The 1,973-nt window shown below is 33.6% G+C and carries 3 protein-coding genes; 2 read left to right on the forward strand and 1 reads right to left on the reverse strand.

All coding sequences use genetic code 11. The features are described 5' to 3' along the window. Positions 1–116 precede the first annotated feature (116 nt). Together IQ242_RS23560 and IQ242_RS23565 are read left to right on the forward strand one after the other, a co-directional pair. Positions 117–413, forward strand: a complete 297-nt coding sequence (locus IQ242_RS23560; RefSeq protein ID WP_193961619.1) for a hypothetical protein — start codon at positions 117–119, stop codon at positions 411–413. A 78-nt stretch (positions 414–491) separates the two neighbouring features. Beyond that, positions 492–1,766, forward strand: a complete 1,275-nt coding sequence (locus IQ242_RS23565) for a TIGR03985 family CRISPR-associated protein (RefSeq protein ID WP_193961620.1) — start codon at positions 492–494, stop codon at positions 1,764–1,766. A 25-nt stretch (positions 1,767–1,791) separates the two neighbouring features. Here IQ242_RS23565 and IQ242_RS23570 read toward each other — a convergent pair. Then, positions 1,792–1,973 (reverse strand): transposase (locus IQ242_RS23570; RefSeq protein ID WP_193961621.1); only part of this gene is annotated, 182 nt, incomplete at its 5' end.

Genomic DNA, 1,973 nt, shown 5'->3' on the forward strand with positions numbered 1-1,973 from the left:
AACTCTGAAATTTTCGGCTTAGTTGCTGGCAGCTTGCCGCCAACTCACTCCTCTAGATAAGTATTTTGACTCAGGCATCTTCCTCTTTCGAGACGTTGTGACACTTAGGGTGCGGAATGTGGGTTATTAATCTACAACAAGCGGCATTAGAGTCTGCACCGACTGAGATCGCCGCCATTGCCTCTGAAGCTGGTTATTTACAAGGAATTGACGCGCCAGCAGTCTATTGGTTAAATAATATTTGTGCCAGCACGGGAGTAGGGGTGATTCACGGAATTATCAGTGGCTTTCTCCCTATCGATTCTGGTTTAGATTGGATTTATGATTTTCCCAATTCTAATTGGCTAAAAACCAATATAGACCATCTGCAAAGTTCTGACTGTTATTTCTGTTCTTCCTTATGCACCCTTTAAGGAAGGAAAGGGGGGTTTCCCTACTTTTTTTATAATTGGAGTGAAATCCCTCTATTTTTCCCTTTCTCTAACTTGGCTATGTCCTTACCTACTATCACAACTCTAGAAGAACTTGTCCCTGAATTAGCTCGATTAGCGAATTATCCTAAGTCTGATCAGAAACAGATTGATAATTTCTTAAATTTAATACAAAATGCTGTACGATTATGGATAATCGAGCAATCTTTTTATGATTTTAATAGTGATTTTTTTGTGGAAATAGACCAAGAATGGTTTGACTGTATTACTTGGATAGATAAATTATGGACAAAAATACCAGATGTTCAAAATAAAAAATTAGAAGATTTACTACTAGGAGAATATCCGCTATTTTATCAACAAAAATGGCAAGAGCAAATAATTGCCAGATATCAACTTAGCTCTGAAAATTTGCAACAAATTTTATCTTCTCATATTTTTAAAGTAACCCAACGAACTTTAAGAAATAATTTTAAGCGACTTGCCCAATTAAATCAGCCAAAATTAATTAAATCAGCTTCTCTTAAAGGTCACTATAAAAAAGTTGTCTCTTCATCTCTAAATTCATTAGATAATTGCAATTTAATTAAGCATAATAATGATATAATTACTGAAAATAATTGGTTAAGTTTTCTCAATGATGGTCTATCTACTATTGCTGAACTACTAACAACTAAAATCAATGGACATCAAAGATTTTTTATTCAAGCTGAATATATTGTTCCTGAAGCTCTACAGGATAAAGTAGCAGATTGGGCAGACAATTTAAAAGAATTTTGGAAACAGTCTCTAATTTCTCCTATTAAAATAAAATACTATAGTGCTAGTAAAAATATAACAAATTACTACATTATTTATCCTGTTTCTATTCATTATTCTCAGAGAGCCTATTATTTGTATGCTTTTGGAGAAACACCAGATCAAAACAGTTCTCAAGCACTTCAATGGTATGGCTACCGGTTAGAAAGGATATTATCTTTGAAACAGATAGCTTGGGATTTTTCCGATCTAACTAAACGGCTTAGATCGCAGATACACAAAAACGATAAAATTAATCATTTATACAGTCCCGACTATATTCAAGAGCAATTAGAATTGGCTTATGGATTCAGTTTTTATCGTGAATTTAATACGATGTTATTGCGTTTCGATCAAGACTATTATCAGCGTCATGTTAAAAATACAATCCGTCACTCTACTTTTCAAAAAATCGAAAATATTCAAGAAGTAAAGAAAATGATTATCGAGCAAATTGACTCAGAAATAGACAACACCAAAAAAATCCAAAGAGAAAAATTATTGGCAAAAGTTAATTGCGCTTCCGAAGATGTTTAGGCTCTTCGTTACCCTTTATGCTAAATCAACAGACAAGATGCCAAGATAACATACTTCTAACCCAAAAATTCCGAAAGTTTCTAAAGCCATAGCCTCTTCGTTTTATTAGTTTAAGTTTATTATTGATTCCCTCGACTAATCCATTCGTTGTCCTTCGCTCGAAATAACTAATTATTTCTCCAAACCAGTTTCGGATTGTTTGACAAC

Origin of the sequence: Microcystis sp. LEGE 08355 (assembly GCF_015207185.1) — a bacterium.
Classification (GTDB): Bacteria; Cyanobacteriota; Cyanobacteriia; order Cyanobacteriales; family Microcystaceae; genus Microcystis; species Microcystis panniformis.